The 24,582-nt window shown below is 69.6% G+C and carries 15 protein-coding genes and 3 pseudogenes; 9 read left to right on the top strand and 9 right to left on the bottom strand.

Annotated elements, in window-relative coordinates; translation table 11 throughout:
• The first annotated feature begins 76 nt into the window (after nucleotides 1-76).
• Nucleotides 77-967, top strand: coding sequence for an NmrA/HSCARG family protein (locus tag ACTT8P_RS20400; protein ID WP_442833115.1), 891 nt, complete (start codon nucleotides 77-79; stop codon nucleotides 965-967).
• 819 nt (nucleotides 968-1,786) lie between these two features.
• Nucleotides 1,787-2,350, top strand: a complete 564-nt coding sequence (locus tag ACTT8P_RS20395; protein WP_442833114.1) for a dihydrofolate reductase family protein — start codon at nucleotides 1,787-1,789, stop codon at nucleotides 2,348-2,350.
• A 147-nt stretch (nucleotides 2,351-2,497) separates the two neighbouring features.
• Here the strand turns inward: ACTT8P_RS20395 and ACTT8P_RS20390 are convergent.
• Both ACTT8P_RS20390 and ACTT8P_RS20385 read right to left on the bottom strand, forming a co-directional pair.
• Nucleotides 2,498-3,365, bottom strand: a pseudogene (locus ACTT8P_RS20390) (IS5 family transposase).
• Nucleotides 3,366-3,530: 165 nt separating this feature from the next.
• Nucleotides 3,531-4,454, bottom strand: coding sequence for an alpha/beta hydrolase (locus tag ACTT8P_RS20385; RefSeq protein WP_442833113.1), 924 nt, complete (start codon nucleotides 4,452-4,454; stop codon nucleotides 3,531-3,533).
• 67 nt (nucleotides 4,455-4,521) lie between these two features.
• On the opposite strand from ACTT8P_RS20385, the gene ACTT8P_RS20380 reads away from it, so the two are divergent.
• From ACTT8P_RS20380 to ACTT8P_RS20370, 3 genes are all read left to right on the top strand, one after another.
• Complete coding sequence (locus ACTT8P_RS20380; protein WP_442833112.1) at nucleotides 4,522-4,998, top strand: MarR family winged helix-turn-helix transcriptional regulator; 477 nt, start codon at nucleotides 4,522-4,524, stop codon at nucleotides 4,996-4,998.
• Between the two features lie 219 nt (nucleotides 4,999-5,217).
• Nucleotides 5,218-6,171 (top strand): IS481 family transposase, encoded by a 954-nt coding sequence (locus ACTT8P_RS20375; RefSeq protein WP_442833111.1) that lies wholly within the window; start codon nucleotides 5,218-5,220, stop codon nucleotides 6,169-6,171.
• Complete coding sequence (locus tag ACTT8P_RS20370; RefSeq protein WP_442833110.1) at nucleotides 6,075-6,788, top strand: transposase; 714 nt, start codon at nucleotides 6,075-6,077, stop codon at nucleotides 6,786-6,788. Before ACTT8P_RS20375 ends, ACTT8P_RS20370 begins: the two co-directional genes overlap by 97 nt.
• Here the strand turns inward: ACTT8P_RS20370 and ACTT8P_RS20365 are convergent.
• The 3 genes from ACTT8P_RS20365 to ACTT8P_RS20355 form a co-directional block, all read right to left on the bottom strand.
• Nucleotides 6,730-7,248 carry an adenylate kinase gene (locus ACTT8P_RS20365; protein ID WP_442833109.1) on the bottom strand — a complete coding sequence of 173 codons (519 nt, stop codon included), beginning with the start codon at nucleotides 7,246-7,248 and terminating at the stop codon, nucleotides 6,730-6,732. The two genes, ACTT8P_RS20370 and ACTT8P_RS20365, sit on opposite strands and share 59 nt — an antisense overlap.
• Nucleotides 7,249-7,468: 220 nt before the next feature.
• A complete protein-coding gene (locus ACTT8P_RS20360; RefSeq protein ID WP_442833108.1) occupies nucleotides 7,469-7,813 on the bottom strand; it encodes a hypothetical protein in 345 nt (114 codons plus the stop codon).
• Nucleotides 7,814-8,545: 732 nt separating this feature from the next.
• Nucleotides 8,546-8,980: an SDR family oxidoreductase gene (locus ACTT8P_RS20355; protein WP_442833107.1), complete on the bottom strand. Its 435-nt coding sequence runs from the start codon at nucleotides 8,978-8,980 to the stop codon at nucleotides 8,546-8,548.
• 1,065 nt (nucleotides 8,981-10,045) lie between these two features.
• Here ACTT8P_RS20355 and ACTT8P_RS20350 point away from each other — a divergent pair.
• Nucleotides 10,046-13,807 carry a tetratricopeptide repeat protein gene (locus tag ACTT8P_RS20350; protein ID WP_442833106.1) on the top strand — a complete coding sequence of 1,254 codons (3,762 nt, stop codon included), beginning with the start codon at nucleotides 10,046-10,048 and terminating at the stop codon, nucleotides 13,805-13,807.
• 461 nt (nucleotides 13,808-14,268) lie between these two features.
• Here the strand turns inward: ACTT8P_RS20350 and ACTT8P_RS20345 are convergent.
• Nucleotides 14,269-14,608: pseudogene (locus ACTT8P_RS20345) on the bottom strand (hypothetical protein).
• A 243-nt stretch (nucleotides 14,609-14,851) separates the two neighbouring features.
• Here ACTT8P_RS20345 and ACTT8P_RS20340 point away from each other — a divergent pair.
• From ACTT8P_RS20340 to ACTT8P_RS20330, 3 genes are read left to right on the top strand one after another with little or no spacing between them, the layout of a single operon-like run.
• Nucleotides 14,852-15,745, top strand: a complete 894-nt coding sequence (locus ACTT8P_RS20340; protein ID WP_442833105.1) for an endopeptidase — start codon at nucleotides 14,852-14,854, stop codon at nucleotides 15,743-15,745.
• Nucleotides 15,742-18,507, top strand: coding sequence for an AAA family ATPase (locus ACTT8P_RS20335; RefSeq protein ID WP_442833104.1), 2,766 nt, complete (start codon nucleotides 15,742-15,744; stop codon nucleotides 18,505-18,507). Before ACTT8P_RS20340 ends, ACTT8P_RS20335 begins: the two co-directional genes overlap by 4 nt.
• The gene (locus ACTT8P_RS20330) at nucleotides 18,431-20,182 is read left to right on the top strand and encodes a WD40 repeat domain-containing protein (protein WP_442833103.1); all 1,752 of its coding nucleotides are present in this window, start codon (nucleotides 18,431-18,433) and stop codon (nucleotides 20,180-20,182) included. Before ACTT8P_RS20335 ends, ACTT8P_RS20330 begins: the two co-directional genes overlap by 77 nt.
• 352 nt (nucleotides 20,183-20,534) lie before the next feature.
• On the opposite strand, the gene ACTT8P_RS20325 is transcribed toward ACTT8P_RS20330, so the two are convergent.
• From ACTT8P_RS20325 to ACTT8P_RS20315, 3 genes and pseudogenes are all read right to left on the bottom strand, one after another.
• Nucleotides 20,535-23,363 carry a dsDNA nuclease domain-containing protein gene (locus tag ACTT8P_RS20325; RefSeq protein WP_442833102.1) on the bottom strand — a complete coding sequence of 943 codons (2,829 nt, stop codon included), beginning with the start codon at nucleotides 23,361-23,363 and terminating at the stop codon, nucleotides 20,535-20,537.
• 171 nt (nucleotides 23,364-23,534) lie between these two features.
• Nucleotides 23,535-23,867: a hypothetical protein gene (locus ACTT8P_RS20320; RefSeq protein WP_442833101.1), complete on the bottom strand. Its 333-nt coding sequence runs from the start codon at nucleotides 23,865-23,867 to the stop codon at nucleotides 23,535-23,537.
• A gap of 351 nt (nucleotides 23,868-24,218) precedes the next feature.
• Nucleotides 24,219-24,503 (bottom strand): annotated as a pseudogene (locus ACTT8P_RS20315) (transposase); the annotation flags it as partial.
• Between the last annotated feature and the right edge of the window lie 79 nt (nucleotides 24,504-24,582).

The raw sequence follows: 24,582 nt of genomic DNA, 5'->3' as shown, positions 1-24,582 counted from the left end.
CTACACCCGCACCTTGACGACGTTCACGCCATGAACTAATTTAGTTCATGGCATGAACTAGCGAAGGATGGTAGCGATGAGCACACAGACGACCGGCACGATCGCAGTCTTCGGCGCGACGGGACAACAGGGCGGGGCGGTGGTCGACGCTCTGCTGGACCACAAGGCGCGGGTACGGGCTTTGGTCCGCAACCCGCAGTCCGACCGGGCTCAGGCGCTGGCCGCCCGCGGCGTCGAGCTGGCGGCCGTCCGGGCCGACGACCCGGCGTCGCTGGCCGCCGCGCTGACGACGGTCGAGGGGTTCTACTTCATGACCCCGGAGGCGAACAGCCTCGAAGAGGTCGAGGCGGAGATCCGCATCGGTACCGCGCTCGTCGACGCGGCGGTCGAAGCGGGCGTCCCGCACGTCGTGTTCAACTCGGTCTTCGGAGCGGACCGGGAGTCGGGTGTGCCGCACCACGACTCGAAGCACTCGATCGAGGAGTACCTGAAGAAGTCCGGCCTCAGGGCCTCGATGGTTCGCGCGACCGCCTTCATGGAGAACTTCGCGAGCGTGATGGCACCGAGCCTGGAGCATGGGGAGATCGTGCTGAGGCTGCCACTGCCGGAGGACGTCCCCCTGAAAATGATCTCGGTCAGGGACATCGGCCGGGTCGCCGCCGCGCTCCTGCTCGACACCGCGGAGGCGCCCGGCGGAGCCGTCGAGCTCGTCGGCGACGAGCTGACGGGCCCCCAGATCGCCGCGGCGTTCGGCGCGCGCGCCGGGCTCCCGGCACGATACGAGGCCCTCCCGTTGAGCGTGCTTCCCAACGACCTCGACAAGGCGATGTTCCGCGAGTTCGCGGAGGGGGCGGAACACCCTTCGGACCTCGCGGTGGTGCGCTCGATCGAGCCGGCCACGCTGGACCTGGTCGAGTGGATCCGAGCTACCGGCTGGACCGCGCCCACAAACGTGGTTGGTTCCTGAGCCTCCGGCCGCCGGGATGAGGCACGCGAGCCGCGGAGACCGGTGCGACCTGTACGGTCCAGTCGGCGTCGCTGGAAGCGGCCGGGTGGTCTGGCGCGGAGGCAGTCGGCGACTTCTTGGGCCGAGTGCGTCCGTGCCCCGGTGCGGGCGCTGTCACAGCTGTAGGCCGGTTGCGCGGGTGCTGATGCCGGGCAGAAGGTGGCCGGGTGGCTTATGAGCGAGCCGGGTGGACTGTGCCGCCGGTGTCGTGCGGGTGCCGGTGCCGGTGCCGTGGGCGAGGTCTTCGGTGAGGGTGGCGAGGAGCGGGGTGGGGGTGTAGGGGGAGACGCGGATGGCCCAGGTGGGCCGGTTGACGCTGGGGGGCCGGCCCAGAGGGTCCAGGTACTGAGGTAGCTGGGGTGCTGGGCGGCGAAGGCGTCGAACTGTACGCCGGCGTCGCCCTGGTCGGTTTCCCAGCTGATGAAGCGGCCGTCGACGGTGTGCTTCCGGCCTGCGCCAGCGTGGGATCGGCTCGCGGAGGCGATGGCGGCCAACTGCCGTAAGGACCGCCTGGAGTCGCCGGCCCCGGGACGGATAGCCCGGCTGCGGGCAGAACGGTTGGCACCTTCCGGAGCGGTACTCACCCGCGGACGTACGCTCCGGTCAGACGCCCGCGCGCTCGCGCTGCCCCGTCGCCGTCCGCGTGCAGTGCGGTAACGCCCGTTCCGGCGCGGACCAGTGCGAGCAGGCAGGTGACACGCACGCTCCTTCCGCCGCCGCCCTCCCCACCGGCCGCACTATGCTTCGGCTCCGGGCGTTGGAAGTCCTTGGAGAGGACGCATGAGTGATGTGAGCAGCGGCACCGGCAAAGTGGTCGTCAATAGGGCGATGTCGCTGGACGGGTTCATCGCCGGCCCTGACCACGCCATGGAATGGATCTTCGAGTATCTGACTGCGGACACGTTCCCGGAGGTCATGGCGGCCACGGGCGCCATACTCATCGGCCGCGGCACCTACGACGTCGCAGGGCGTATGGCCGACCAGGACACCACCTACGACGGAGGAGCACAGTTCGTCCTCACCCACATGCCTCCCGACGAGCCGGACCCTGCCGTCACGTTCCTCACCTGTGACCTCGACGAAGCCGTTGCCACGGCACGCAGCGCGGCGGGCGGCAGGAATGTGGAGATCCTCGGTGCCGACGTGGCCGCCCAGTGCCTGCGGCGCGGGCTTGTCGACGAGATCCTGGTGTATGTCCTGCCGGTGCTGCTCGGCGACGGTGTCCGCTTCTCGCCCCCGGGCCTAGGCAGGATCGACCTGGAGCCTTTCAGCACCACCCGGTCGGGCGCCGTCACGATGCTCCGCTTCCACGTGCGCAAACAGCCGAGGCCGTCCAGCGGCTGACACCAGCACGCGCGGACACCCCGATCTCCAGCCTGGGCCGGGCATCGGCGACGTGCCTCGGGCATAAGACGTCATCGCATTTGGTGTGATCGGTAGTGTTCTGCCGTGAGCGTCGTGGACCGTTTAAGGACGCGTATCGAGTCGTGATCAATGGGTGGTCCGGGTGAGGTCTTTGATCCAGATCATCGAGACGCGCAGGTGAAGCCGGTGAGGTAGCTGTCCGGGGTCTTGTCGTACCGAGTGGCGATGCCTCGCCAGGCCTTGAGCTTGTTGATCAGACGCTCGACAGTGTTGCGCTCCTTGTACAGGTTCGCGGCGAGGCTGACGGGCCGACCACCACGGGAGCCCTTCTTCTTCTGGTTGGCGGCCTGGTCCTTCTTCTCCGGGATGACGGCCTTGATGTGGCGTTTGCGCAGGTGAGCCTGGTTACCGCGCGACGAGTAGGCCTTATCGCCGGCGACAGCGCCCGGCCGGGTGCGGGGGCGGCCGATGGGCCCGCGGCCCCGTAGCTTTCTTGAGCACGGGGATGAACTGCGGGCTGTCCGCGGCCTGGCCTGCGGCCGGGACGAACACCAGAAGGCGGCAATTTCCGGTCGGCGACGAGGTGGACCTTGGTGGTCTGCTCGCCCCTGAAGCGTCCAAGGAGCGCGGCCTTCAGGCGGAGTTTCTGCCGCCGTCGGACGCGTCGCCGCTCTTCCCGCTCGGGTCCGATCCCGGCCTCCTGTCCATTTTGTCCTTCGGAGTCCAGTGCGGTGATGACGTCCTGGCCCACATGCATCCCGGCAGCGTCGTGGTGAGCGCGCACGGTGATGGAGTCGACGCTGACCAGGAACAGGTCCACCTCGCCCCGCTTCACGGCCTCTGTGATCAGTCCGTCCAGCAGGGCTTCGAAGACGCCGCCAGATCACGCCCTCGAACTGTTGTCGCAGCCGCTCGGGGTACGGGCCGTACCCGCCGATCGGCAGATACAGCTCGACGAACTCCCATTCCCGTTGGTCAGTTGCACTCGCGTCACGTAAGAAGATCTGGCATCCCGGTGTGAGCCACTGCCCACGGAGAACGCGCTCCCGGGGTCTTGAACGGCCCTCGGGGCGAGGTGGGGCGCCGGCCGGCAGGAATAGGAACGGCGAGCCAGTGCCTGGGATTCGGACCGTGGTCCGCATGAGACCGCCTGCGGGCTTCAGCCTGCCGACGTGCGTGCAGTGCCCCTGGTGCGGATGTGCTGACTGAGGAAGAGAGCGGCGCGGTCCAGTGCCTCGTCGGCTTCGTCCAGGACGCCGGCGAACGCCTGGAAGACATGTGGAACGTCAGCGGTGATGTCCAGGATGACGTCCACTCCGGCTTCCCTCGCGCGCGTGGCCATGCGTGTGGAGTCGTCCAGGAGTATTTCGTTGGTGCCCGCCTGCAGCAGCATCGGAGGGAAGCCGGTCAGGTCGGCGAGGGTGGCGGGGCTGAGCATGGGCTGATGCAGATCCTGTCCCGCAAGGTACATGGCCCCGGTGTTTTCCAGGCCCTCACGCGTGAAGAACGGGTCGATGCCCGCCTTGGTGTCCATGCTCTCGCCGGTCCGGGTCATGTCGAGTCCGGGGGAGAACGCCACGATTGCGGCGGGCATGGGCAGGCTCGCGTCGCGGGCGGCGAGGCAGGTGGTGACGGTGAGGCCACCACCGGCGGAGTCCCCGGCGAACACGATCGCCGAAGGGTCTTCGCCGCTGTCGAGAAGTGCGCGGTAGGCGCTCAGTCCGTCCTCGATCGCGGCTGGGAACGGATACTCAGGGGCAAGCCGGTAATCCAGGGAGAACGCCCTGAACCCTGTTTTGGTCACCAGGTTCCCCGTCAGTGACATCGCCGTCTCCGGTGAACCGACCACGTAAGAGCCGCCGTGGAAGTAGAGAATCGTCCCGGCCATCGGAGTGCCGGTCGGCTCGACGAGCAGCGCGGGCCGATCACCGAGCGTCGCAGTCCGGGTGCGTATCCCAGCCGGGACGATCATTGCCTCCATCATCGCCCTGAACCCGGCGCGGAGCTCCTCCACCGACCGAGGACCATCCGGCCGAGGCTGTCGGATCATCGCGTCGATTTCCGCGCGCTGCTGCCTGCTCATTGCCGCCTCCATCACAAGTGCATGCCAGAGAATTATATGCCTGGGCATCTAGGTTAGGATATATGCCATGGCATCTAAGTCAAGCCGCGTCCCGATCGACCTCCCGGGATTCTTCGCCGATCTCGTCCGCTGCGAGACACGCCTCTACAACGCGCTGAACGACCGCCTTCGCGAGCGGCACGGGATCGTCACCTCGCAGTTCGAGTTCCTGCGCTTCCTGCGCGACCACCCCGGGTCCCGGGTCGCGGACCTCGCCACCGAATTCGCCATCGGAATCGGCGCGACCAGCAAAAGCATCGACCGCCTGGAGAAGCAGGCCTGGGTCGTACGGCGAACCAATCCATCGGATCGCCGCTCGTCACTGCTGGACCTGACCGCCGGAGGCCTGCAACTCGTCGAGGCGGCGGAGGCGACCTTCACCAAAACACTGGCCGAGCTGACCGCAGACGTCCTGGGCGGTCCCTCGGGGCCGGCCGCCGCACAGATCTTCTCGGAGTTGCGCTCTGTACTCGAACGCGACCAGATCGGTCTGCCCACAGGCTGACCGGCATGCGCATCCAGTACGACTGCCCGTTGCCCCGTGATCAGCGTTCGCTGGGAGGGCGAATCCCGCGGATCGATCACGACTCGATACGCGCCCTAGTTGTTCTGTCTCGGGAGGTTGTGGACGGGTGAGCCAGATCTCGACTGAGGGATCTTGAACGGGTGAGGGCCTTCCGGTTCGGTGTGGATTGCGACATCTACACCTGACAGAAAGGCCCTCGTGCCCCACCGTAATGCACCCCTGACCGAGACCGGACGGCTGCGCCTGGCCCGCTGCGTGGTCGAGGGCAACTGGCCCCTTCGACGGGCCGCCGAACGCTTCCAGGTCTCGCCGACCACGGCCCAGCGCTGGGCGGGCCGCTACCGACAGTCCGACGAGGCCGGCATGCGCGACCGCTCCAGCCGTCCGCGTACCAGCCCGCGCCGCACCCCGACCCGCACCGAACGCCGGATCATCAAGGTCCGCGTCCTGCGCCGCTGGGGACCCGCCCGCATCGCCCACCTGCTGCACCTGGTGCCCTCCACCGTGCACCGCGTGCTGACCCGCTACCGGCTCGCCCGCCTCACCCACCTGGACCGGGCCACCGGCCGGACCATACGCCGCTACGAACGCGAACGTCCCGGCGAACTGGTCCACGTCGACATCAAAAAGCTCGGCAACATCCCCGACGGCGGCGGACACAAAATGCTGGGCCGCCAGGCCGGACGCAAGACCCGCGCAGGCGCCGGCTACAGCTACCTCCACACCGCCGTCGACGACCACTCCCGCCTCGCCTACAGTGAGATCCACGCAGGCGAGAAGAAAGAGACCGAAACCGCCTTCTGGGCCCGCGCCCAGGCGTTCTACGCCCAGGCCGGGATCACCGTCGAGCGCGTACTGACCGACAACGGCTCCTGCTACCGCTCACGCGACTGGCGCGACCTGCTGGAAGCTGCCGGCATCACCCACAAACGAACCCGGCCCTACCGGCCGCAGACCAACGGCAAGGTCGAACGCTTCAACCGCACCCTCCTGGACGAATGGGCCTACGCCCGCCCCTACCGGTCAGAAACCGAGCGCCGCGAAGCGTTCCCGCAATGGCTGCACACCTACAATCACCACTGCGGACACACCGCGCTGAAAGGCCAACCACCCGCCAGCCGCGTCCCCAACCTCACAAGGAAATACACCTAGTGCCGGACAGGTTCTGGGTGTCATTCCAGCGGGTGGTGCCGGCGGCGCCGCCCCGCCCGCAGGGGGGCAGGCGACGGTACGGGGACCGGGAGGCGCTGGCCGCCATCTTGTTCGTGGCCACTTCCGGGTGTACCTGGTGGCAGACCCCTGAGGTCTTTGGCCCGTCGTGGACGACGGTGTACCGGCGTTTCGCGTCGTGGAGCGAGCGCGGCCCGGGTCTGGGCCGCGCTCCACCTTCTGATGCTTACGACTACGACCATCTGCGTCGTCGGCTTCGTTCTCGAGGCATCGTGCCGTGCATCGCACGCAGGGGCATCGAGTCTTCGGCCCGTCTGGGGCGACACCTGCGGACCATCGAGCGCACCGTGAGCTGGCTGGGCGCCTTCCGCCGCCTGCACCGGCGCTATGAGCACAAGTCCGAGCACTTACTCGCTTCACCGGCATCGCCGCAGCCCTCATCTGCTACCGCCGACTCGCCGGGTGACGATCGAGATCAACGCCGTTCGGCAGGATGCCAGCCCGTCGATGAAGCAGGGCTCAGGCGCTTGGCCCGCCGGGTCAGAGGGATGCCAGCCAGGCCGCCGTGTCGCGGGGATGGCAGAAGCGGAAGGTGCTGAGGGGCGCGAAGCGGGGATCGCGGACACGGCGCCCGACTTCGCGGCTGCGGGCCCCGTGTTGGGACCAGGCCCACCAAACGGGGTGTTCCCGGCTCAGCCAGTCCGTCCAGGTTTCCCTGTTGCCGCCGAAGAGGACCTCGCGTGTGACGGTGCGCCGGATGGACCGGCGCAGTACGCGGGGCATGATGACGCGTTTGGGATAGTCAAGCCAAATCACGGTGTCGGCCCGGTCCCACAGCAGGTCACGGACTTCCGGATAACCAAGAGAGTCGATGATCCAGCGAGGCGCGGCGGTGAGTCTTGATACGTCTTCGGTCAACTTGTCGTTGATGGCCCAGTTGGGGCCGTTGAAGTAGAGTGCGTCCATCTCGTGGTACGACAGGCCCAGATGACTGCTCAAGGCGTGAGCGAGTGTGGATTTGCCTGCACCGGTGACACCCACCACCAAGATCCGTTCCACGAGTGCACCCTATCCTGGCGCCCGGTGAGGAACGTTCCCGCGCTCCTCACCCGCCACCACCGACTCACCAAAGCGACGGCGTCTGAGCCGGGGCCGCCTGGAACAGGACCGAGCTGTGCTTCACCCCGACCCAGACATCCCGGACCGGCCCCAGCGACCGCACTGCGGGCCGCCGCCTCCTGCGCGACGGCGATCGCCGGCGACGTGTGCCCGGTTCTGGTCAGGGCACCAGGACCACGGAGTTGATCGGCGTCATGTTGTACGGCGCGTACTCACCCGTGGCACGGGCCACGCCGGAGCAGTTGCCGCCGTTGTACTCGTAGCAGACCTGGAAGCCGGCACCACCGGTCTGGCTGTTCACGATGACGCGGTAACCGGTCACGTTCGACAGGTTGTGGGCGCCGTAGCTGTAGAAGATGTTCTTGCTGAGGATGCTGCCGTCCGTCTCGCGGATGCAGACGGCTCCGGACGGACAGGCGGTGGCCGCGGTGGCGTTGGGCGCCATGGCCAGTCCACCGCCCACGGCCAGGGCAAGGGCTGCGGTGATTGTCGCGGTCTTGCGCACGTTCTTTCCCCCTCGGTTCGACGTCCCGGCATAGGGATCGCCATCAGGGTTGTGGTGCGGCACCAATGCCATCAACGGCACTTCCGGCCAATGTCGTCAGAACTGGCCCTGCCACGGTCGCCATGACCACCGGGGGCGTCACTGCCTCCTGCCACGAAGTGCAGCTTCCGCACCGCGTCCACCGGCACCCACGCGGTGAACGACGGTGTCCTCACCGAAGGCCGCGCTGTCGCCGGGCACAGCCTCGCCCCCCCCGTACGTGCGCCGGCAGATCCCCCGCGACCGCGCGCAGCCCGGACGAGGGCGGCTGAACCTGGTCAGGCTCCACGATCCCGGACGCCCTGTGACAGGCCCGCGCTCCACATGGTCTTCGACGCTCTCGCCGCCTTGGCGGAAGCCGAGGCGGCGAGAGCGTGGCCGGGTGCGTCATTGCTACGTGGGCGGGCCTGTACGGGGAGGCGTTCACGGCGGAGGAACTGCTCACTGGGCCGGTGAGGCCACCGGACAACAACACCGCGACTTACCTGGCCGCAGTACAGAAACCGGTCAGCATGGTGATGGCCTCAGCCCTGCTGCACTTGGCGGTCTGCTCCGGCCGGCCCAACAGCATGGCGGCGACGAGCGTGCTGAAGAGTGCCGCCGAGCAGCAGGACTGAGGACGCATCGAGGTGCGCTGGGGCCGCCGGTGCTGTCCGGTACGAAGGGAGTAGCCCGGCGGTTCGTTCTGCGCGGTCAGTCGGTGGCGTCCGTCCGGGCGGCGGTGGCTGCCTGGTAGGCGTCGCTGCCGAGTACGCCCCTGAGGGTGCGGGGTGCTGCGTTGTGCTGTCGATAACCCGGCCGCCGCCCGCCCTGGGCGCGCAGGTGCGCCAGTGCGGCCCGGGCGATCCGGACGGAGTCCGGGAAGTTGGTACTGATCCCGTGCAGGACTTGGCCGTCGCTGAGTTCCCCGGCGGCGCCGGACAGTCCGTAGCCCGCACTGTTCACTGCCACGTCGGTCCGGCCGAGGTCGGTGAAGGCAGCGTCCACGACCTCGCGGACCTTGGGCAGGTCGGTGACGTCGAGGTGGCCGGGCCGGAACCGCTCCCCGTACGCGGCCCGCAGGTCGCCGGCCGAGTCCGGCCGGCGGCCGCGACACGTCCGCGTCGGCGCATTCCGGCTGCTCGACACGCGCGGTGGCGTCGTGGCGCTACGCGGCAATTGGTCTGCTCGTGGGCCCGGATGTCAAGCTGCGCGTCTGGGCCGGACGATCAGTGCGGCGCCGGCTTCCGTCACCGGACGGACGGGTCGGCGACCCGAAGGCGGGTGAACTGCTCGACCGGAGCCGACATCTCTTCAGTGACCACGTACTGCGCCGACGAGTGGGAAGCCGGGGTCGACAGCTGGGCGCTGCGTCACTGGCCTGCGACGGCAGCAATTCCGCGTGGGCGTGGGCGTGGGCGTGAGCCGAGCCGAGGCATGCCCCGCGTGCTTCTTGGCCCCTCGGCCCTCGGTCGTCGGCGGGGCGGCCGCGGTCGCCGGTGAGCGGCCAGAGACAGGAAACGACCAGATCATGCCTTGCCGTTGATGCGTCAGATCGAGGCTTGTACTGTCACTTCATCATTCCGCGGCGGAGCCTCTGAGGGAGGCCGAGCGGTTGATGAGGGGGAGGGTCGTATGACACAGGGGTGGAAGATCACAGTCCTCGTGCTGGGTGCGGCCGGGATCGTTTCGACGCCGTTGGTCTGGTTACTGAACGGTCCGGACGGGGGAGAGGCGGTAGGGGCCTCGGTTCAGGCCGCGGTCGGTGTCGCAGCCCTGGTGTGGGCCCTGTTCCAGTCCCCGGAGGGCCGGACGGAAGACCAAGCGGAAGGAACCGGTGAGGCGAGGGCGACCGGCGGGGGAACGGCCGTGTCGGGCATCAGGCGCCTGTTGGGGCGAGGCGGCGGCTCGGCCCGGGTACGGAATACGGGAAGCGCGACGGCGGACGGAGCCGGCAGTCGGGCCGTGAGCGGCATCGAGTACACCTCCTGACCGGCGGACGGCCGCAGCCTGACGCTCTGGGACCAGGGGGAGGAGAGCCGCGTGTTCAGATCGGGGAAGCGTCGCAAGGACACCGCAACCGGAACCGGGGCCGATACGACGGTCAGTGTCAGTGTCACTGGCACCGGGGACGCCACGGCGGCCGGGCCACATGCCACCGCGAACACCGGATACAGCGGACCGGCAGGGGACGGCACCTCCGGCCCGGTGCACGTGACGGAGACGGGGAGCGCCCATGCGGGCCCCGGCGGCCTGGCCAGCACCGGCCCGATCATCGACTCCCAGATCGTCATCGGCTCCAGACCCCCTTACCGGCTCGAAAGATACTCCTTCGCGCCGGTGGTGGACGCCGAGGCGTTCACCGGCGGGTTCGCCGACCAGCCCAGCCAGTTGCTCGACGCGCGCAGTCAGATCGTCCCGTTCAGCGGCCGGGACGAGGAACTGGCCGCGCTGGCCGAATGGCGCGACGCCACGACCGCGTCGATGTCCGCCCTGCTGCTCCACGGCCCCGGCGGGGAGGGCAAGACACGACTCGCGGCGCGGTTCGCGGAACTGTCCGCCGGGGCCGGGTGGCAGGTGGTCCAGGCATGCCACCGCGACAGCCCCGATCGCCCTCAGCGGGAGCCCGCCGGCATCGAAAGCCAGAGGCTGCTGGTCGTCGTCGACTACGCCGACCGCTGGGCACACCCGGAACTGGTCGAACTGCTGCGCGACCCGCTGCTGGCCGATCCGGCCGTGCGGGTGCTGCTGATCGGCCGGACCGTGCAGTGGTGGGCCGCCGTACGCGGAGAGCTGCGGTCGGTCGGCGCCGCGGTCACGGATCTGCCGCTGGGTGCGTTCGCCGCCGGTGTGCAGGACCGTGAGCGTGCGTTCGTGACCGCACGTGACCGGTTCGGTGCCGTTCTGGGAGTGAGCGGGCCGATCACCGGCGTCGTGCCGGGGCTCCAGGAGCCGCCTTACGGGCAGGTACTGACGCTGCACATGGCCGCTCTGGTCACGGCGCTTGCCGTCGGCCGGCCCGGCAGCCCGGTACCGGACAGCGTCGAGGGCATCGCCGCGTACCTGCTGGACCGCGAGCGCATGGGTTGGCGGCGGCTGTACGGGGCGCGGCTGGCGGGCGAGGAGTTCGACACCCCGCCCACGGTGATGGCCCGCGCCGTGTTCACCGCGGTGCTCAGCGGCACGGCCTCCTACGTCGAGGGCGTCGAACGGCTGGGCCGCCTCGGGCTGGGGACGGCGGACAGGGTCGTGACGGACCACCGGTTCTGTTACCCGCCGCTGGACCGCACCAAGGTCCTCGAGCCGCTCCGTCCCGACCGGCTGGCCGAGGACTTCGTCGCCCTACTGATGCCCGGCCACGACATCTCCGGCTACGACCCGGACCCGTGGGCCGCCTCCGTGGCACGTGTTCTTCTCGGCGCCGACCGTCCTGACGCGCCGGTCCCCGCGTTCGCGGACCGGGCGGTCACGGTGCTCGCCTCGGCCGCCGACCGCTGGCCGCACGTCGGCGCGGAACTCGGCAGCCTCATCCGGGCGCGGCCGGAGATCGCCGTCACGGCCGGCAGCGCGGCGCTGGTCGCGCTCAGCCACGCCACGTACATCGACACCGACGCGCTGCTCGACGTCGAGATGCGGCTGCCCGAACAGCGCCAGGTCGGCCTCGACGTCGGCGCGGCGGCGTTGACCGACCGGCTGGTGCGCGAACGGGTGGACGACACGACCCGTCTGCAGGACGCCGCGTCCTGGTACGCCCGGCTCGGCGTGCGGCTGGCCCGCTCCGGCCGCAAGGAAGAGGCCGTCCGCAGCAACCACAAGGCTCTCGCCGCCCTGCACCGGCTCAACGAACTCGACCCGCAGACCTACGGGACCGATGTGGCGCTGTGTCTGATGGACATCGGCGGCTACCTGTCGGACCTCGGACGGCACAAGGAGGCCGTCGGCTTCACCCGGCGGGCCACCGAACTGCTGCGCGAGCAGGTTGCGCAAGAGCGGCGTGCGGCCCGTCCTCAGCTGGCCTTGGCGCTGGCCAACTACGGCAACCAGTTGCAGAACACCGGGCAACGCGGCGACGCGGTGGAGGCCGCCGAGGAGTCCGTCGCGCGCTACCACGAGCTGGCGGGAGGCGATCTGGCGGACCCGCCGCGTCTCGCGTTCGCGCTCTGCGGCCTGGGCACCCGGCTGCTGGCGGTCGGCTGGAACGAGGCCGCGTCGCGGGAACTCAACGAAAGCGTGGCCGCCTACCGCGAACTCGTGGCTGCTGCTCCGCAGACGCACCTGCCCGGCCTGGCGCGCGCCCTCACCAATCTGGGAACCGCGAGGCAGCGCCTCGGGCACAGCAGTGAGGCAGTCCGGGCCGCCGAGGAGGCCGTACGGATCCGCCGCGACCTGGTCGCGCTCAATCCGCGGGCGCACACCGCCGACCTCGCCACCTCTTTGCTGAACTACGCGGGCCGACTGGCCGACGTCGACGAGTACGAGGAGGCGGTCACCGGGGCCGAAGAGGCCGTGAAACTGGCCAGGCGGCTGTGGCGGGCCGACCGCGTCGCCCACGAGGCCCTGCTGGCGAACACGCTGGCGAGCCAGGGAGCAGTCCTCGCGCTCGCGCACCGGGACGACGCCGCGGCATCCCTGCGCGAGGCCATCGCGCTCTACGAGCATCTGGTCCTGACCGATGACGGGCACCGGACGGCTCTGCACACGGCCAGGCACAACCTCCAGGTCCTCGCTGACAGGGACCGGCCGGACACCGCCGCCGAACCCTGGAGCGAACCCGGCACCGAGGCAGTGGACTCCTACAACGAAGGAGTCCGCCTGGCCAGGGCCGGGCACACCGCGAAGGCGGAGGAACGCTATCGGCGCGCGGCCGAGGCAGGGCTGCCCCAGGCCATGTTCAACCTCGGGAACATGTGCTGGCAGGACGGGAGGACGGCTGACGCCAGGACCTGGTGGACCAGAGCCGTCGCCGCCGGCAACGTGGAGGGTTGCCTCAATCTGGGCGTACTGCACTGGAAGCAGGGTGACCGGGACATGGCGCGCTCCTGGTTCCGCCGGGGCGCCGAGGCCGGCGCGACGAACGCCATGACGTCCCTGGGCGCGACCCTGTGGAGCGACGGCGATCTGACCGCCGCCGAACACTGGTTCCGCACCGCGGCCGAGGCAGGCGATCCTGACGGCGATCACCGGCTGGGGCTGCTGCTGGAGGAGCAGGGCCGGTCCGATGAGGCCGGAGCCTGTTTCGAACGCGCAGCCGAGGCCGGACACGCCGAGGCCCCCAGGTCCCTGGCGGACCATCGGATGCGGCACGGTCGGCTCACCGACGCCCACCGATGGTGGCGGCTCGGCCAAGCCCGCCAGGCTCCGCCACCTCCGTCCGAGCCCGAGCCCGAACCCGAAACGGGGTCCGGGCCGGGAGGCGTCCATCCCCTGGTGGCGGCCGCCATGGACCTGGGCATCCCGGCCTTGTCTCCGCAGCCCGGCGAAGTGGTGGACCTCGCGGCCTTGCTCGTCGACCGGCAGGCGGCCGCCCTGGTTCGCGACGGCCGCCTGGAGGAGGCCGCCGTCCTCTACGAGGAACACGCCGCGGGCCACCGGCGACTGCTGTCGGCCGCCACAGAAGGACGCCTCCCGCTCAGCACCGCGATGACCTGCCGCCTGCTCCGGCAGCACGCGACGGCCCTTGCCCGCATGGCACCCCTCGAACAGGCACTGGGCCGCGTCGACGACGCCCTGACATACAGTGAAGAGGCCGCGATGGCGCTGGGCGCGCTGGCCGCCCGCGGCGACCTGGTGCCGCACGCCTGGGCCCAGTACGTGTTCGCGGTGATCCGCGCTACCGCGAGAACCGACACCGAGCGAGCGCTGACGGCCGTCGACGAGGCGATCCAGGTGTTCGGCCGACCGGATCAGGCCGCGGACGGACACACGCTGGAGATCCTGTCCAGGGCACTCGCCGTGAAGGCGGCCCTCCTTCGCTAGACGGCCTCGTGCGAGCGACACGCGGAACAACGAGGGCCGACCGGCACGACCATCACCCTGCCAAGGCGGCCGTTCCTCAACGTACGGCCCGTGTCAGGCGGTAAGGGGCATGACGTAAGCGCGGGGAACAGGTCTGCACGCCGTTCCGGGATGAGACGGACGTGGACGTGGCACTACGCCGCGAGTGCGGGAGAGGGTGCGAGGTCCATCGCCGCGAGTGCGGAAGCAGTGGCGGCCGCGGACCCGGGGCAGAGGCGAAGGGACCGGCCCCGCGCGAAGCGCAGCGTTGTGAGGTCGCACCGTTGTTGCGCCGTTGATCCTGCGGTGCCGCAGATGGACTGCGACGGTTTCTGGACCTTGCTCGAGCTGTTTGACCTGTGGTCCTGCAGGTTGGGTGCGCCTGCCGCAGTTGTGGTGAGAACGCCTACTGCGGCGTGCTGGGGGAGCGCCCCGGAAGGTGATCATGGACGCGGTTCAGGGAATGTCTCCTCCCAGACGTCCTTGACGGCCCTGCTGATGAGCCTGTGGAGCACTGGCCACAGCTCAAGCAGGATGTCCCGGTGAGGAAGCGGCAGAGGTCGTCACGCGTGCCTTCGGCGAGGACGTTCTGTGCAGGCTCATGCGCTGGCGCGGCAGGTCGAGATCGAGGGTGCGCAGTCCGGACCACGCGATGTGCAGCGGCAGGTCCACCATCCCGTGCTCGGGTCCGACCAGCTCGTTCAGGCTGGCGGGTAGACGTCGTCGACACCTCGCTCGCAGCAGCGCTGCGATGGAGCTGGGGTCGTCGTGTACAGGGTTCATCTTCCTTGGTGCGCCGGCTCTGGGTTTACACGAGTGGGTGCGCCGGACCTGTGCGCTGGTCCGCCGGCTGGGGGTGGTAGTCGGCGCGTGGGGCTCGTTGGCGGGGGAGGACTACACACTCTACGAAGCCGCGCGTGCTTTAACTCCCCATGCGGGAGGGGCTGGTGCTCCGGTTGGGATGCGGTCGCACCCGTAGAGTGTCCTCTCGGCACAGTAGGCCACGGGGAGAGGGTGGGGGAGCGGGTGGGGCAGCAGCATGTGCTCGGGGTGCACGGGATCGGGCAGGGCAAGACATCACAGCGGGAGCTGACCAAGAGCTGGCGCGGTGCCCTCGATCGCGGTGTGAAACTTCTCCACGGCGGCGCGACGCCCATGGCGGAGGGCATGCTGGCGCCGGTGCTGAAGGTGCCGCACTGGTCGGCCCTCCTGGTCGATGACGGGGGCGGGCTGAGCACGAGGGAAGCATTCCCTGACGAGGTGACGCCGTTCACCGCGGACGAGGAGGCTTTCATCGTCCAGGCCTTGGACGACCTGCTCACCCCGCAGGAACGCGCCTACGCCGCGCAGGTCGACCCCACGACCCTCGGACTGCCCAAGGTGCCGCCGAGCATCACCCGGCGTGCGATCGCCTACGACCGGCGCAAGCCCGGCGGCCGGGCCAGCAAACTCATTCTGTCCCTGCGCGAGGTCCACACCTACCTGACCGAACCGGACCTGGCCGGCCTGGTCCGCAAACACGTCCTGGAGAGCGCCGACGGGCACACCACGGTCCTGATCGGCCACTCCCTGGGCAGCGTGATCGCCTACGACCTCCTCCGCCACGGTGAGATCGCTGCGCCCGGCACGGCGGGTGCGGCCGTGCACACCTTCGTCACCTGCGGCTCGCCCCTGGCCATCCCCACCGTCCAGCGGGGCATGGGCATCACCGACGGGCGGCTGACGCAGATCGCACCCCACCTGCGGTGGATCAACGTGTTCGACCCGGACGATGCCGTCACCGGCGCCGCGGGCCTGGCCCTGTCGGCGGACCAGGTCAGGGACATCGAGGTCGACAACGGCCGCCTCGATCCGCATGCCGCCGTCAAGTACCTGCGCACCCTCCCCGTCGCCCGCGCCGTCACCGCCACCTGGTCATGACCGACGAGCACGCCCCCGCCACCTCCGAGCGCCGCCTCCTCGTGATCGCCGTCAGCGACTACGACGACGGCACCCCGGCCAAACGCAGGGCCTTCCGCGAGGGGATCGACGCCCAGGTCGCCGTCGTCGAGGACTGGTGGAACAGCTCTCGCCTGGACGACCAGCGCCGCTTCACACCCTCCCACCCGCCCAAACCACTGCAAAGCGTTCATGACCTGAGAACGTTCCTCATCGACAAGGACCTCATCGGCGCAGCGGATGACGAAGCCCTCGTCATCTACCTCACCGGCCACGGCCTGGCCCCTGCGGGACCGCAGCACTTCCTCCGTCTGCCCGACACCCACACCGACCGGCCCCTGGCTACCGCGTTCCCTACAGCCGAACTCATCGCCGCGGCCCTCGACTCTCCGGCCGAGCACGTGCTGGTCATGGTCGACTCCTGCTTCTCCGGTCGCCTCGCCGAAGAACTCGACCGCACCCTCAAGGCCTTGCACCCCGACCGGCATGCCCTGAGCTCGCTGGTCGTCCTGGCCGCAGGCAACGAAGACAGCACCCCCCGCCTGCGCGCCTTCGCCTCAGCCCTGGCGGCCGTCCACGCCCATTGCGCCGACGAGGCCAACGGCTACGCCCGCTCCCATCTGAGCTGGGAAGACTTCCACACCATCCTGGACACGGTGTGGGATCCAGCGCAGATGGCCGACATTCACGTCCTGTGGCCGCCTCGCAGCGTCAGCCGCCGTCTCGCCGCCCGTGAGCTGAGCCCCTGCCTGCCCAACCCCGGCCACACCGATACCACCCTGCTGGAAGACGCCCGCAGCCAACTGGGATGGACACGGCCCGACGTCGACGACTACTGGATCACCAGGGCCAGCGGCCAGATGTCCGGCGACGCGGGCTGGTACTTCACCGGCCGCACCGCACTCGTCACCCGCATGAATGCCTTTCTCTCCGGCAGCGACAGCACGCTCATCGTCACCGGGCAGGCTGGCTCCGGCAAAAGCGCGCTGCTCGCCCGCCTGGTCACCCTCAGCGACCCACGCTTCTGCGACAACCCCGTCTACCGCCCCTACCTGGCAGCGATCCCAGAGGAACTGCGGGTGCCCATCGGCGCCATCGACGCCGCGGTGCTGGCCCGCAACACCGACCCGCAGGAACTGTCCGCCGCGCTCTACCGGGCACTCACCGGCCAGCCCGTGCCGGCCAGCACGGACGCCTCCGAGCTGCTGCGCGGCCATGCCCGCACCACGCTGGCCCGCACCGGCCGGCCGCTCACCGTGGTCGTCGACGGTATTGACGAAGCGAAGACCCCCCGCCGCATCATCACCGACGTCCTGGGCCCCCTCGCCGCCCTGCGCGGCGACGGCCAAAACGCGGTCCGCCTCATCCTCGGCATCCGCAGCTCACCACCCCCCTCCCGCCACACCCTGCCGGTCAGGGACACACACGCCGAACGGGGCCTCCTCGACCTGCTCCGGCAGGCCACCGACGCAACCGCCCCACTGCGCACCGACGATGACAGTGCGCAAGAGGACATCGCCGCCTACACCGCAGCCCTGCTGCACGCCGAACCCGCCACGGGATCCCGGCTGGTCCACCGCAGCAACCAGCCCATTGCCGCCGTCGCCGCCGCCGTCGCACAGGAAGTCACCCCTTCCTTCCTGGACGCCCGGCTGGCCGCCCAGCAACTGCACGCCCGCGCCTTCCTGCCCGCGCCGTCCGACGCCCCATGGCGCCGCCAACTGCGCGAGGGCACCCAGGAACTGCTGCGGCAGGACCTCGCGGACGTCGCCCAGCACACCCGCACCAGGCCCGAGGACCTCCTGGCCGTCCTGCGCGCCACGGCGTTCGCACTGGGCGCCGGACTGCCCTGGGCGACCGTGTGGCCGGCCGCCGTCCACGGCATCGAACCCGGCTGCGACAGCCCGGAAGCGACGATCCGGCTGGTACGCAACAGCCGCCTCACCGGATACCTGACGACCGCCGTCGAAGACGGCCGAACCGTCTACCGGCCCATCCACGAACGCGTCAGCGAAACCCTGCGCACCGCCCCCCCAGACCCTGCTCATCGAGCAGACCCTGCCCGGTTTCGACGATACCCCCGACACCGGCAGCACCCAGGTACACGCCCATCTGACCCTGGCCTTTTCCCGTCTCCTCGCGGCCGCACCCCAGCAGCCGCCGCATCCCTACCTGCGCCGTCACCTGATCGCCCACGCCGAGGCGGGCGGTGTCCTCGACGACGCGCACATCCCCGCCTCGTTCCTGCCCTTCGAATCCCACGGCCGCATCCGCGGCGCCCTGGGACTTCCCGTCACCGCTCAGGCCGGCACTCGGCGCCTGGCCGCATGGTCCCGCATCGAGCCGTTCCTGGCCGACGCCCCGCCCGCCGCACGGGCCGACAGCCTGGCACTGGCCGAACAGGCGGACAGTGCTCAACCCGTGCCGCGCCCCGACACCCTGCCCCGGCCGCCGTCACTGGTACCCCGCTGGAACCGGCTCCGCCCGCCCAACAACATCCTCGCGGGCACCCCCAGCGGCGTCTGCCAGCTCGTCACCTTCCGCAGCGCGGACCGATCGACCATCGTGGCCGCCGGTCACGTCGACGGCTCCGTCACCATGTGGGATGCCCGCACCGGAGTCCCCTTCGGTGCACCCTTCACCAACCTCGGCCCCTATGTCCGCGCCATGACCGTCCTGAGCACACGCCGGAGGAAAACCCCGCTCCTTGTGGTGGGCAGCGATGCCGGCCTGTGGCGGTGTGACCCGGAGACCGGACGCATCTGGAGCCTGCTGGACGGCCGCATCAGAGCCATCGCATCCTTCACCGGACCGGACCGGGGCACCGTGCTGGCCGTTGCGACGCCGCAGGGCGTGCTCACGATGGACCCCTACACCGGAGCCATCGTGCGCGAACGCCCTCGCACGCTTGAACGCCGTCCCGCCACCGTCCACGCCCTGGAGACCATCACGCTGCCCGACGGCCAGACGCTGCTGGCCATCGGAGAAGACGGCTCACACATCCCGCTGCTGGACGCATACAACCTCGAGAGCGCCGGCCAGCTGCCCGGCATGGGCATGGGCACCTCGGCGCTGCAGGCATTCACCGACCGGCACGGCCAGCCTCGTCTTGCCATCGCCTCCCGTTCCGGCAAAGGCGTGCGGATCTTCGACCCGGTCACCAGACGACCACAACCCCATGCCCCCATCCGCCGGTCCGTGGCCTCGATGGCCCACTTCCCCGACCTCGCCTACAACGGGCTGCTGCTCCTCGGCAGCGGTGTCGACGGAAGCATCACCCTGGTCGACCCCGACGACGGAGAACAGCTCTACACACTGCCCGCCGAACACACCAAGGCCATCCGGGGCCTGGCCGTCCTGCGGGTGGGCAGGGAACCATTCGTCGTATCCGGTTCCATGGACGGAACCATCCGGCTCTGGGATCCCGCCCGCGACGACACCCACGACAACCGGAGCGCCGACCGGCACGCCGACCATGTCGCCCTCCTCCCGCAACAGACCGGCCCGCCCCGCCTCATCACCGGCTACGACGCGAACACCCTCACAGAGATCTCTCCCACAACCGGGCGCACGACGTCCTACCCGCACGACGGCCCCGACCGACCCGGCCACCACATCACCGCCCTGGCCGCCCCGGAGAACGCCTCCCGCCACCGCCCCACGCCCCTTGCCGTCGGCTACAGCGACGGAAGCCTTCGCATCCTCACCGAAGAGGGCGACCACCATGTCCTGCAGACACCGTTCGACCCCACCCGCCGCAGCCATGCACGCACCCTGCTCTTCCTGCCGACCGCACCGTCCCAACCCCCTGTCCTGGCCGCGGGGTTCAGCAACTCCTGTCTCGTCTACTACACCCTCGACGACGAGTACGCCCCATACAGGGACACACTGCACACCGACGGCACTATCCGTGCCCTGGCCGCAGCACCCGCCGGCGAATCACCCCTACTGGCGGTGGCCACCCGCACCGTCCGCCTGCTGCACCCCGGCCAACCAGCCCACGCCCGCCTGCCCCAGCGCATCGGCGGTACGCACAGCCTGGCCTTCATCACCCTCCCCGCCGCACCACACCCGTTCCTTGCAACCGGCGGCGCCGACGGCGTCATCAGACTGTGGAACCCCGCCACACCACGCAGGGAAGCTCTGCCTGTTCTGCAAGGCCACCGAGGGAAAGTGACCGCCCTGACCGTCCTGCACCACCCGGCCCACTCCCAGCCCCTGCTGCTCAGCGCCAGCACGGACGACACCACCATCCGGGCATGGGACTGCCAGACCGGCGAAGAGATACTGCGGCTGATCACCGCAGCCCCCATCAGTGCACTCGCGGTGCTCCCGCCCGACGCCCACGGTCAGGGCAGCCAGCCAACCATTGTCTTCGGCAGCCCTCGAGGGATCGCCGCGTCGACCGTCCACCTCTGATCCTTCGTCCAACCAGAAGCCGACAGCCCGGCCCCAGCCCTGTGCCTCGTGAACGGGGAAGGCCCCGGATCGGGCAACGCGTCACAGGCTCTGCAGGCGGCGCCGACGAGACTCGTTGGCAGGCGGTGCCCCGCCTCCGGCGCCGGTACTTACCGGGACGTCATCACGGTCGGTACCGGAGCTGTTCGATTCCTCCTTGAGCGCCGGGGTGCGCATTCCCGATTCGAGCGGTACCTGACACTCCCTCACCTCACGCAGAATGAGGCTGTCCACCCTCGTACACGTCGACGTCCTGGACATGGACGAACACGAACTCTCCTGGCAGGAGGTGCTCTCGGAGCCGGTGCGGGTGTCAGAGGCCGGTTGAGAGCTCTCCGGCGATCTGCTGGCCGCGCGGGTCGCCCAGATCGGCCAATGCTTGGGCGGCAGTCTTGCACCAGTCGAGCCAGTCCGGGTCGCCCCGGTAGTCGCCGATCAGTGAGTGCAGTGCGCGAACTGCCGCATCAGGATCCAGGGGGGCGAGCCGGTTCGCCGCGTCGAGGCGGTCGTCGAAATGGATGTCCGCTTCGGCGAGGTACTCCAGGGCCGGGCGGGCGCGTTCGTCCCCGGCAGTCAGGAGTACTTCAGCGGCTCGTACCCGGACGGAGTCGTACAGGTGGGAGTCGCGGACGAGCCGGTGGCAGGCGTCTTTCCCACGCACCGGGTCCAGTTCCAGCAAGGACCTGGCAGCCAGGAGACGGTCGCTGAAGTCCGGGCTGTGAGGGTCCTCGTTGAACTCCTCGTCCAGGAGCCGATCGTCCACCAGTGTTTCGAGTGCGGTGGTGCCCTCCTGGAGGTCCAGTTCCGCCAGCACGCTCGCCGCCCAGACACGTGAGGTGGCGTCGCTGTCGGGATCTGCGCTCGCTGTTGCCATGGCCTGTGCGGCCGTCTGGACCAGGGGTTGCCACGTGTCGGCGAGCAGGGTGCCCAGAGACAGCTGGGTGGCGATCAGCAGGCATCCGCGGATGTTGTCGCGCATCGCCAAGGCCTCAAGGGAGGTGGCGGGATCGGTGGGCGGGGCGGTCCCGGGGTCGATGAGGAACCCGATGTAGGAGGCGGTGTCCAACGGCGCACCCCACGGGGTCGACCCCCAGTCCTCCTCCCACGGGCCGAGCAGCCGGTTGAGCTCACGGGCATGGGCAGAAGGGGTGCGCGCGAGGTGGCGGGCAGCGCAGTACTCCTGAAGGGTCTGGTGGAGGAAGGCGAAACCGTCCCCGGAGCGGGTGAGCAGCCCGCTGCGCCCCAGGACCGAGGCCAGGAAACCGTTCCAGTCGTCCTCCGGAACGGCGCGGGGGCGCCGCGCGCTGTCCAGGGCGGCCAGCGCATCGACCCAGGACGTTACGCTGCCGCTGCGATGTCCGAACGCTAGGCTGTCGATCATGTCCGGCAGTTGATCGAGCAGGTCATGGGCCCGTGACACGGCCGTGGGGCCGAAACGCGCAAGGGCGGCTTCGGCCTGGCTCCGCACCCCCGACAGGCCCCTGCCGCTCATCCGGCGGTGCAGCAGGTCGGTGAACCTCGCGTACAGAGCCCCCCGCGTGGCCGGCAGCGACTGTCCGGGATCGGCGGCATACAGCTGGCACAACATCGTCGCCATGAGCGGAGTACGGGCGAAACCGGTCAGGTGCGCCTCGTCCAGCACGCGGACGAACCGGCCCGCCGCCTCCCGGGAATCGGGCACACCCAGGCCGTCCAGGATGCGCTGGGCCGCGCTGGACAGTTCACTGCGGGAGAAGGGCGCCACCTGGTAGCGGGGCACGTCATGACCCAGGATGCGGAGATCCTTCCCGGGAAGCGGCCGGGTGGCCACGACGAACCGGTACAGGGGGTCGGGCCCGGCGGCGAAGGTGGCCAGGGTGCGCAGGAGGCTCTGCCTGTCGTCCCGGTCGGTGATCTCATCGAGTCCGTCGACCAGCACGAGCCAGCAGACGCCCGGGGCGGGCCTGTGGAGGAAGAGTTCGTCGGACAGCGTCCGCTGCAGTGCGAAAGCGGCCAGCTGTCTGGTTGCCGCTGCCGCAAGAGCACTTGGCAGGGGAGAGCCGAGCAGCGCTGTGGCGGCCACGGTCACCCCGAGCAGCCGCTGGTCCTCGCGGGCCAGCCAGCGTTCGGCCGAGCCGGCCTGCACCGCGCGCAGGAGGCTGGACTTCCCACCGCCCGGGCCGGCAAGCACCAGACACACGGGTGCGCGTCCCAAAACCGCGGAGGCATCGGCAACATCGCCGGGAGACTGATCTACGGGACTGCCGTGCTGTTGCCCGTTCTGCGAGGTGATTAGGTGCAGGCGCTGCGGCACGTAGACGGAACTCAGCGACGGCATGCCCGCCTGCCCGGCCTCGGGATAAGGATGTGTCTGTGCCGCGAGCCGGCTCGCGCGCACGTAGTCGGCCAGATCCGGGAGGGTCAGACGCAGCGCAACATCGCGGAGCTTCTGCGGCGTCAGGCGCTTGCGCAGGACCGTCTCCGGCACATCAAGCTGTGTCACCAGCGCCTGCCAACGTGGCCCCAGGCGCCCGCCCATCGCGAGCCTGACCCGGTTGAGGAGATCCGTGTGTATGGCCTCGACTTCCCCGACCCGTAGATGCGGGGCCAGCTCGAAGAGCACATCGCGGTTGCGGCGCTCCAGCTCGTAACGGTCCGGCAGTTCCTCGATGCGTACCAGCCGCAGGAACTCCGCAGTCTCGGCAGTGTCCGCATCGAGGTACTTGGCGATCCTGCCCAGCCGCTCTGTGCTGTCGCCTCCCCGTCCCTGCGCGACTGCCCGCACATCGGCCTCGGAACTCAGCAGACCCTCCACCCCGACCGTCAGGACGTACGGCAGGTCCCTGTGCCCCCGCAGGGCCCGATGGGTGCGCAGAAGGCTTGCCAGAGCCTTGCTCCGGAGCACCTTGGACAAGGTCCAACTATCCTGCTTCTCACGGGACTTGATCTGCTGGAAGTCCCACAGCTCCACGCCGCCCGCCACCGTGCTGCCGGTCCGGGCGACCAGGACATCCTCTAAATGCTCGCACGTCACATGGAGCACCTCGCCACCCGCCAGCATGTCCAACACCCCACGGAGCGTGGCCTGCGCCTGGTAGGTGAAACGCTCCTCGGTCGCCGAGCCCGTGTCGTCAGGCGCCGGAAGACAGCCTGGATCCTGCATCCCCCGATGATCCCCTCTGTGGGCCGGTCCCCTCTAGTCGCAGCATAGTGACAACCCGTCAGGGGATGCAGGCTGGCGCGACCGGCGCCAGACGACGGCCAGCACCGGCTGGAGCGCAAGCCGACGGCCGAGGAGCGCCACCGCGCAGCCGGGGAACATCGACTACGGCGACTACGGCCGCAGTTCGGGGAATGCCTCCTCCCAGACGTCCTTGACGGTCCTGCCGATGAGCCTGTGGATCACCGGCCACAGCTCAAGCAGGATGTCCCGATTGAGGAAGCGGCACAGGCCGTCCCGCATGCCTTCGGCGAGCACGGTCCGGTACAGGCTCATACGCTGGCGGGACAGGTCCAGATCGAGGGTCCGCAGTCCCGACCACGCGATGTGCAGCGGCAGCTCCACCCTCCCGCGCTCCGGTCCGGTCAGCTCGGCGAGACGGGAGGGCAGTCGTCGCCTGTACCTCGCTCGCAGCAACGACGCGACGGAGTCGGGGTCGTTGTGCACGCTGTCCCTCTCCTCTTCCTCTGCGCGTCGGCCTGGCTGTACAAGCTGCTGCGCCTATCCGGCGCGCTGGCCACGCGGCTGGGGTGCGGCAGCGGGGAGGGCCTGTTTGCGGGGGAAGGCTACTTCAGGGCGGCGACGAGGGGTGCCCACAGAGGTGGGAGTTGCCCGGGACGACGAGGCGTGCTTGGTGGCGGGCACGGGTCATGATGACGTAGGGCAGCCGTGAGCCGTTGTGGAAGCCGCGGCCGACTGCCCTGGCTGCTTCAGCCGCCATGCACGGCGTGGCCCTGCTGGCTGTGCTGTTGTGGCCCATAGGTCAGAGGTGGACCACGCGTTGTTGGGGCCCCTCACCAGGCCCGCGCCATGGCGTGTGCCGCGACGGGCGATTGCGAGCACGATGCCTAGATTAGGGGCTTGGTGGCGGTAGCTGTGTGATCGTAGCCACGGTCGGCGAAGAGCGAATCGGACTTGCAGCGGGGACAGCCAACCCGACCGCGGACCGGCGGGATCGCGTCGAGCAGAGGCAGCAGCTGGGTGACGTCGTTGTGGTTGCCGCCGGTCAGCAGGAACCGAGAGTGGGGTGCTGTGCCTATCGGTGATGAAGTGAGGCTTCGAGCCAGCCCGGCTCCGGTTGACGTTGGGCTTGATTCGCTTTGACGGACATTCGAGATCAGGGGTTCTGCCCCGGGAGGATGTCCATCATGGAGAGCATGGG

The organism is Streptomyces sp. JW3, assembly GCF_052216785.1.
In the GTDB taxonomy this organism is placed as follows: Bacteria; Actinomycetota; Actinomycetes; order Streptomycetales; family Streptomycetaceae; genus Streptomyces.
Note: the sequence above shows the minus strand (reverse complement) of the source record. Positions and strands in the feature narration are given on the sequence as shown.

Coding starts and splice junctions, on each gene's coding strand:
- ACTT8P_RS20400 (WP_442833115.1), top strand. CDS start 77: ATGAGCACACAGACGACCGGCACGATCGCAGTCTTCGGCGCGACGGGA.
- ACTT8P_RS20395 (WP_442833114.1), top strand. CDS start 1,787: ATGAGTGATGTGAGCAGCGGCACCGGCAAAGTGGTCGTCAATAGGGCG.
- ACTT8P_RS20325 (WP_442833102.1), bottom strand. CDS start 23,363: ATGCAGGATCCAGGCTGTCTTCCGGCGCCTGACGACACGGGCTCGGCG.
- ACTT8P_RS20330 (WP_442833103.1), top strand. CDS start 18,431: ATGACCGTCCTGAGCACACGCCGGAGGAAAACCCCGCTCCTTGTGGTG.
- ACTT8P_RS20335 (WP_442833104.1), top strand. CDS start 15,742: ATGACCGACGAGCACGCCCCCGCCACCTCCGAGCGCCGCCTCCTCGTG.
- ACTT8P_RS20370 (WP_442833110.1), top strand. CDS start 6,075: ATGGCTGCACACCTACAATCACCACTGCGGACACACCGCGCTGAAAGG.
- ACTT8P_RS20385 (WP_442833113.1), bottom strand. CDS start 4,454: ATGAGCAGGCAGCAGCGCGCGGAAATCGACGCGATGATCCGACAGCCT.
- ACTT8P_RS20380 (WP_442833112.1), top strand. CDS start 4,522: ATGGCATCTAAGTCAAGCCGCGTCCCGATCGACCTCCCGGGATTCTTC.